The organism is Clostridia bacterium, assembly GCA_017438525.1.
Taxonomy (GTDB): domain Bacteria; phylum Bacillota; class Clostridia; order Oscillospirales; family RGIG8002; genus RGIG8002.
In genome coordinates this window covers 22,024-29,867 of the sequence record JAFRVI010000011.1, presented here as the reverse complement: position 1 = coordinate 29,867, position 7,844 = coordinate 22,024, and the positions used below count along the sequence as shown (strand labels likewise).

Sequence of the window (7,844 nt, the reverse complement as noted above, 5' to 3'; positions counted from 1 at the left end):
CCTCGTTTTTCTCAAGATAAACGTTGATTTCATCCAAAGCGAGGTGGTTTTTGACCCATTCGTAGCACATGCCCGCCGTTTCAAGCTCGGCATAGTAGTTGAAATAACCGGGGATCGCCGACAGAACGCCTGTTATCATGGCGTTGATATCGACCGTCTGATAGTCAAGAAAAGTTGATACCCAGCCCGACGTCCCGACGTAGATATGCGTGTCGCCCGGCGTCGTACATCCCGCGCCGATGTTGACGAAGGTCGTGTCGCCTCCGCCGCCGAAAACAGGCGTGCCCGCTTTCAGGCCGAGGTCTTTCGCCGCTTCTTCGGTCAGAGAGCCGGCGAGATCGGTGCTGTTTATTATGGGGGGGAGGTGTTTGGGTTTGACCTTATACATCTTCAAAAGCCCTTTGTTCCAGCCCTCCCTGCCATTGCGGGTATCGTAGAGGAACGTCGCAAAGGCGGAATCCGCAGTCCTTATGATCTTCCCGATACAGCGCGAAACAAGATAGTCGCCTACGTCAAGCCATTTGTCGACCTTGGCGAAGAGTTCCGGCTCGTTGTTTTCGACCCACTTATACTTCCATACGGGATCTTTGACGCTTGTCGATCCGGCGTAATTCACGCGCAGATTACGAAGAAGCTTATAGAGACTGCATCCGGACACCTTGACGATCCCTTTCCCCATACAGTCGTTGAATTCCTTTGCTCCCCGGCAGTCCATATAGCTCATCGCCCGGCGCAGCGCTTTCCCGTTTTCATCGACGAGGACGACCCCCTGCATCTGCGCGCAGAAGGCAATACCGGAAATCTCTTCGGGCTTGACCTCCGTTTTGTCAAAGAGCTCTTTTGTCGTTTTACAGATCGCCTGCCACCATTCCCCGGGATCCTGCTCGGCGCCGCCGTTTTCAAGAACGTAAAGACCGTATGAGGCGTTTGAAGACGCCTCGAGGGCGAGCCCGCCGTTGTCGACGTTAAACAGGCAGGTCTTCAGGCTGCTTGTCCCGAAATCATAAATAATAATATTCATCCGCGTACCTCCGCCTCGCCGCCGTCAAGGCGGAAACGGATCATATTCCGGTTGTAGCCGGTTGTCACGAGATATGCCTTTTCCGTGTGCGACCTCATAAGTCCGTTCAAAGTAAGACTGCTGAGTCCGGCGATCTCGAGATCCGGATCCGTTATGTCGAAAAGTTTTCCCGAATCACGCTCAATAACGAGGACCGAATCCTCTTCATAAAAGAGCGACAGCTCGATCAGCACCTGCTTTTTTGACTTCTTGTTCTTTTCGAGAACGGTCAGACCGATCTCTTCAACAAACAACGCCGCACGATTTGAAACCTCTTTCGGATATCCGTGAGAAAGCATGGAATCGCCGACCTGTTCTGAAAGATTTACGGAAGTCTTTGGAGTCAGCTTGTCGTCCATAACGACGATCTCGGAATCCATATCTTTAAGAAGGAAAGGAAAGTTGTCCTTTCCGAAGCGCAGATATACGAAAAAGAGTGCGGCGATCAACGTCAAAAGCGGAGACAGGACAAATCCCGCCCACATCCCTGTTATGCCGAAAATCACACCTCCGAGGACGGGAAGCGCCATATACAGCGCGCCGTTCTGCAAACAGGCGATACACGTCGCCATTCCGATCCGGTCGATCAGCATATAGTATGAAGTCGTAAGCGATACCGCGCTGACAAAGGTAAATCCGAACGATACGATGCGGACCGCCGCTATTGACGGTTCAAGCGCAGCGCCGCCGGTGATACCGAAAAGGCCGCAGAACTGCTTGGCGAAAACACAGATCAGCGCGGTTGCCGCGACGCCCTGAATAAGTGCCGCCCTTATTCCGGACTTCATGACCCGTTTGATAAGGCGGTGATTCTTTTCTCCGAAATAAGTGCCTATAAGCGGCTGCATCGCCATACCGACGCCGTCAAGCACGACTCCGAATTCGATAAGGCTTACTACCACGGCGAGGGTTATCAGTCCCGGATCACCGTACCGGCTCGAAACAAATCCGATCAGAACGTAGTCCATCAGCGCCCAGCACAGATAAACCGAGGAATCGACGATGCTGTATCGCGACGTCAGCAGAAAGTCCTTGAACGAAAGGTGCCATGTAAAATGCAGCGTGTTTCCTTTGCGGAAGTAATGCCAGACGCAGGCGAGGATCCCGAGTCCGTTTCCGATTATCGATCCGAGGATGATGCCGGTCATCCCCATATACTTCGCGAGAATGACGGAGCACACGATGTTTCCGCCGATCTGGAAGACGTAGCAGACGTTGTTGCATAACTCGTCGCCGTCGCTGTAGACCATCTGTTCAAGATAAAAGATTACGATCGTCAGAAAAGCGTTAAACGGCATAAGCATATAATACTTGGTCGCTTGGGCGCGGATTTCCCCCGCCACACCGCTCAGGTCAAAATAAACGCCGCGCATCAAAAAAATCGCAAGCGCCGATAAAAGACCGATCGAAAGACTTATAATAAGCCCCTGCCCGTAGATCTCGTCGGCGCGCTTTTTTCGCATCGCTCCGACCTCTCTGGTGAAGACGATGCCGACGCCCGTCGAACAAAGATCGCCGAAAAACGTCACAACGCCGGTAACGGGCGTGATCGCGTTTATCGCCGCGACTCCCGCCTCGCCGACAAAGTATCCCGCGATGATACTGTCGCAGAGGAGCATTATGTACATAACCGCTTTTGTAAAAATCCCAGACAAAAGCATTGACCGGAACTTCCGCTCGCAAAAACCGTTCATATGATCGAAACCCGCCTCAATTATAAACATTGATATAATAAGTATACCCTTTTTTCACACAAAAGGCAAGAGGCTTGTTCTTTGCCGCGATTCATCTTTCCGGAACCGGCAAAGCAAAGGAAAAATGCGCGCAGGCGCCGATAATACTTGGTTTTATTTGGGTTTGGTCAAATCCGTTATCTCCGGTCGGACCAAAAGAATCACCTCGCCCGGTCGGGCGGGGTGATTCTTTCGTGTGGGAAGCTTGGCTCGCAAACGCAGAGTTATGAGCCCGAAGGGCGAATAGCCCGGAGGGTAGTGAGCGAAGCGAACGGCCGAGCAGTAATGAATCAAGTGCCGGGGGCACTTGAGAACTGCGAGGTGACCGAGCCGCAGCGAGAAAGGCGGTAGTGAACGACAACCCGGCGGGCTGTCAGAGCCGCCGAACCGACCGCAGCATTTTCTCCGCAGTGAAAATGCAAGACCGTGGGTTCAAATCCATCCTCCGAAAACCCGTTGTGCGCATTGAGAAGCAATCGCATGTCGCGCGGCGTGATACAGGCGTCATTTTTTGCATTTGTACGCAAAGCAAAATATTGACATACGTCTGCTTATTTGCTATATTATTATAGAATAGGAATTGTGTCAATCTATCTCCAAAGTTTCCGAAGGGGCTGGATAATAACATGAAAAAAACATTATTGAGTCTGCTGCTGGTCTGTCTGATTCTTGCATCCTCGGCTTACTGTTTCTCGCCGGAGGTTTTTGCGGAGTCTTACATGAGCAACAAGACGGAGATTCCCGTGGATCTCGAGGTCTCCGGCGCGGAAGCTCTGTGTCAGACGGAGGACGGCTACGTCTGGATCGCTCAATATTCCGGACTGACACGCTACGACTCAAGGGAATTCGTAACCTATAAAAGCTTTGAATACGAGGGCGAGGATTACGCCGTCATCAACGTCCGCGCTCTCGCCGCCAAGGGCAACACGCTGTACGTCGCCACCTCCGAGCACGTTTACGTTTATAAGGATTACGGCTTCGAGCCGCTGGTCATGGACGCCGGCGTTATCTCCGACATCATTCTTGACGAAACGAACGACCTGCTTTACATCTCGACTCAGGACAGAGGCGGGGTCGTTTACGATATCGCCGCCGGCACGCAGACGACGATTCCGGGAACGGAAGGCAAGCTCGTCCGCGATATCGCGCTCTATCCCGAAGGAGACGGCTGTTTCTATCAGATGGACGAAGGGATCTTCGACAAAAACGGAAACGTCGTCCTGCTGAATTCGAGGGTCCTTGAGACCTATTCCGACGGGACCACGCTGTATATGGCCGAAGACAGCGGCGTCATCCACAGATACGATATGAAAAACGCGGCTCCGCTCGGCGATCTGACGGTTCCGGATCAGGTCAACAAGATGCTGTATTCCGAGAAGGACAACATCCTCTTCGTCGCCTGCGAGAAAAACGGCATCTACTGCATCGATTTCAGCTCGGGCGAACCGGTCACGACGCTCGCGGGCGATCTCGAAAACAAGAGCCAGCTTGTCGATCTGATGATAGACTACGAGGGCAACCTCTGGGTCGCTTCGCATTACATCGGCGCCTCGGGCGTTTCCATCATCACGAGGAACGCCCTTTCCGAGCTGCTCTATGACGATCAGACCTGGCGGGCGCTCAACGCGCCGCCCGCGTTCGACAGAAACGTCTACGCGGTCGAAAAGTACGGTGACATCCTCTATATCGTCTCCGCGAACAAGATCTACAGATACGATCTGATAAACAAAACCATCCTGCCGGACAACGTCATCATGCAGTCCATCGACGAATACGCCGGAATCAAGGACCGCGAAGGCAAAGCCAAAGGCGACAGCAGCTTCACCTTCACCTACGCGCCGAAAGACGTCGAGATATTCAGGGGCAAGATATATTTCGCCGTTTCCAGCATCGGTCTGGTCGAATACGCTCCGGAAGCCGAAAGCGTCGTCATCTACGATCAGGAATATATCCGTAATCACCTCGGCGCGCTCGTCAACGATCCCGACGTCACGCTGACGGACTCCATCCGCTCGATGCGGAGCTTTGACGACTATCTCGTCCTCGGATACGCAAGAGGTATCATGCGCTTCGACGGCGAAACCTTCTCCGTCATGCATATCGGCTCCAACGTTCTGTATATCAACAAGACCAAGGACGGCAAGATTCTCTTCGACCGCACTCAGGGCCTTTACGTCGTAGACGACGATTTCACCACCGCGACCGAGATCCCCACCGAAAAGGGGATCACGGGAAACAGACTCAAGTTCCTCGTTGACGGCGACTGGCTTTACTATACGCTGAACAGCCGCCTCTTCAGAACGGATCCCGAAAACGGCGGCGGCGTTTCCGAAGAGATCGCCATTCCTTACATCAAGGGCTCGATCGTCGAGCTCGCGAAGATCAAATACGGCGAAAAGGACGGCAAGCCGGAGTATAAATACGTCATCGGCAGCCAGACTCAGCTCTACGTCGCCGATTCGCTTGAAGGCGACCGCCTCGCCGATTACGAGCTCTACGACGCGACCAACGGACTGCAGCCCATCATAGCCAACACCTCGGGCTACTACGACGAAGCCGAGAAGAAATACTATCTCCAGTCGACGAACGGAATCTTCGTCTACGACTTCAATCTGACGAGAGACGTTCCCGTTCCGGTGAGGATCGCCGTGACCTCCGTCGACCTCGACGGCGCACATTACTACGGAGACGACGTAAGCATCGGAAAGGACGTTTCCCGTGTCGCCTTCAATCTCTCTATCCTCGGGTTCCGCCCGAATAACGGCTATACCATCTATTACAAGCTCGACGGCGTGGACGACGATTACACGGCGTATTCGGACGACAACCGCAGCATATACTACACGAACCTCCCCGGCGGGAGCTACGACTTCCACATCTACGTTACGGACGAATACGGGCAGAACTCCAACGTCATCGACATCCATCTGGGCAAGGATAAGCAGCTGCAGGAGCAGTGGTGGTTCTGGCTCATTATCCTTTCGCTCTCGGCCGCGGCGGTGGTGCTTACAGCGTATCTCATCATCCGCTCCAAGACGAAGCGTTCGCTGAAGCGCCAGCTGGAATACAAGAACATAACCGTCGAATCGATCCAGGCGATCGCCCGCACCATAGACGCGAAGGACGAATACACGAACGGCCACTCCATCCGCGTGGGCTACTATTCCAAGCTGATCGCGGAGAATATGGGAATGGATCCCGACGAGGTCGACAACATTTACTACATCGCACTTCTCCACGACATAGGAAAGATCGCGATCCCCGACAGCATCCTCAACAAGCCGGGCAGACTGACCGACGACGAATTCACGGTGATGAAGAGCCACACGACGCGCGGAGCCGGGATACTGAAGGGCATTTCGACCATACCGCAGATAATCGAGGGCGCGAAATCCCACCACGAGAAATACGACGGCTCCGGCTATCCCGAAGGCCTCAGCGGCGACGACATTCCCTTCGTCGCGAGGATCATCTGCTGCGCCGACTGCTTCGACGCAATGGCGTCAAAGCGCGTTTACAAGGAGCCCTTCTCGCTGGAGGTCATACTCAAGGAATTCGAGCGCTGCTCCGGAACGCAGTTCGATCCGGAGATCACAAAGGTCGTCGTCGGCATGATCTCGACCGGAAAGCTGAAGCCGTATACCGCCGAAAACACCTACCTCGGCAGCGACGGCAAGACGCACAGGATCAGAAAAGGCGAGGATCAGCAGAACGGCTGACGCTTTTCGCCCGAATAATATCAAAAGCACCCGAGGCATCGGGTGCTTTTTTCGTCTTATTATCGCGGAGCGTCTCTCGTCCTTTTATCTTTCCAGACCGGCGGCCTTGTAGTGGTCGTTTTTGGCCGCGTACATCCTCTCGTCCGCCGCTCGCAGGACGGAGTCGATATCGCAGGAAAACTCCTTCGCCGAAGCGCAGGCGCACGAAACGTAAATGCCGTCCACGTACCGACCCTTTCACCCGGCGCAGATTTCCGCCAGCCGCTCGAGGCAGGTCGCGATCTCTTCATGTTATAACGAATAATTCTCAATATTGCAATACTTTTTCGGCGCGCATCACAATCTTTCGGCAGTGCGTCAGCCCGCGCCTTTTTGGCGTATCCGCTGTATGTGATTTCGTTTATCACCCGAAGAAGATATCGAGCGCGAGCATTACCACGAAGCCGACCGCGAAGCATATCGTGCCGGTATTGTAGTGCTTGCCGCCGGACATTTCCGGCACCAGCTCCTCGACGACGACGTAGAACATCGCGCCGGCGGCGAAGGCGAGCAGATAGGGCATTATCGGCAGGAAGAGCGACGCCGCGAAGGCGGTCATCAGCGCGCCTATCGGCTCGATGACGCCCGAAAGCATCCCGTATAAGAAGGTCTTGCCCTTCGGCATGCCCTCCGCGCGCATCGGCATCGAAACGACCGCGCCCTCGGGGAAGTTCTGCAGCGCGATGCCTACCGAAAGCACGAGCGCGCTCGCGAGCGTGATGGAGGTGTTGCCGTGCATCCAGCCGGCGAAGACGATGCCTACGACCATTCCCTCGGGCAGATTGTGCAGCGTGACCGCGAGAAAGAGCTTGGTCGTCTTCTTCAGCCCCGTCTTCGGGCCCTCCTCGCTCTTGTCGAGGTGGACGTGCGGTATCAGCAGATCGAGGACGAGCAGAAAGAGCATTCCGGCGAGGAATCCCAGTCCGACCGGTAAGAAAGACAGCTTGCCGTAATCTTCCTCCGCCTGCTCGAGCGCGGGCAGGATCAGACTGAAAAAGGACGCCGAGACCATTATCCCGCCGGCGAAACCGGAGAGCGCACGGCGGAGGCGGTCGCTTATGTCGTTTTTCAGGAAAAAGACGCAGGCGGCGCCGAGCGTCGTCCCGAGGAGCGGGATCAGCAGACCGATGGCGACTTTCAACCACATTGTCAACACTTCGATTCGTAAGAATTTCCAGAGGCAATTTTAGCATAAAGTTGTCGGTTTGGCAACACTTTTTTGTGCCGCAACAGTTGATTTTGTTCCGCGGCGGGTTTATAATTAAAGGGAAAATTCGGGAAGGGGAGGAGTGC

Annotated in this window: 5 protein-coding genes; 1 reads left to right on the top strand and 4 read right to left on the bottom strand. The window is 54.3% G+C overall.

Annotation, left to right across the window (positions count from 1 at the left end; all coding sequences use genetic code 11):
• Positions 1-1,021, bottom strand: a 1,021-nt coding sequence (locus IJL83_01140) for a carbohydrate kinase (GenBank protein ID MBQ6552214.1), incomplete at its 3' end; no start/stop codon positions are given.
• Entirely contained in the window at positions 1,018-2,688 is a 1,671-nt protein-coding gene (locus IJL83_01135; GenBank protein ID MBQ6552213.1) for a hypothetical protein, read from the bottom strand. The genes IJL83_01140 and IJL83_01135, both read right to left, overlap by 4 nt.
• An 824-nt stretch (positions 2,689-3,512) precedes the next feature.
• On the opposite strand from IJL83_01135, the gene IJL83_01130 reads away from it, so the two are divergent.
• Positions 3,513-6,512, top strand: coding sequence for an HD domain-containing protein (locus IJL83_01130; protein ID MBQ6552212.1), 3,000 nt, complete (start codon positions 3,513-3,515; stop codon positions 6,510-6,512).
• Positions 6,513-6,596: 84 nt separating this feature from the next.
• Here IJL83_01130 and IJL83_01125 read toward each other — a convergent pair whose 3' ends face one another.
• Together IJL83_01125 and IJL83_01120 are read right to left on the bottom strand one after the other, a co-directional pair.
• Positions 6,597-6,737, bottom strand: a complete 141-nt coding sequence (locus tag IJL83_01125; GenBank protein ID MBQ6552211.1) for a hypothetical protein — start codon at positions 6,735-6,737, stop codon at positions 6,597-6,599.
• A gap of 178 nt (positions 6,738-6,915) precedes the next feature.
• On the bottom strand, positions 6,916-7,698 hold the full coding sequence (locus tag IJL83_01120) for a ZIP family metal transporter (GenBank protein ID MBQ6552210.1): 783 nt from the start codon (positions 7,696-7,698) through the stop codon (positions 6,916-6,918).
• Positions 7,699-7,844 lie beyond the last annotated feature (146 nt).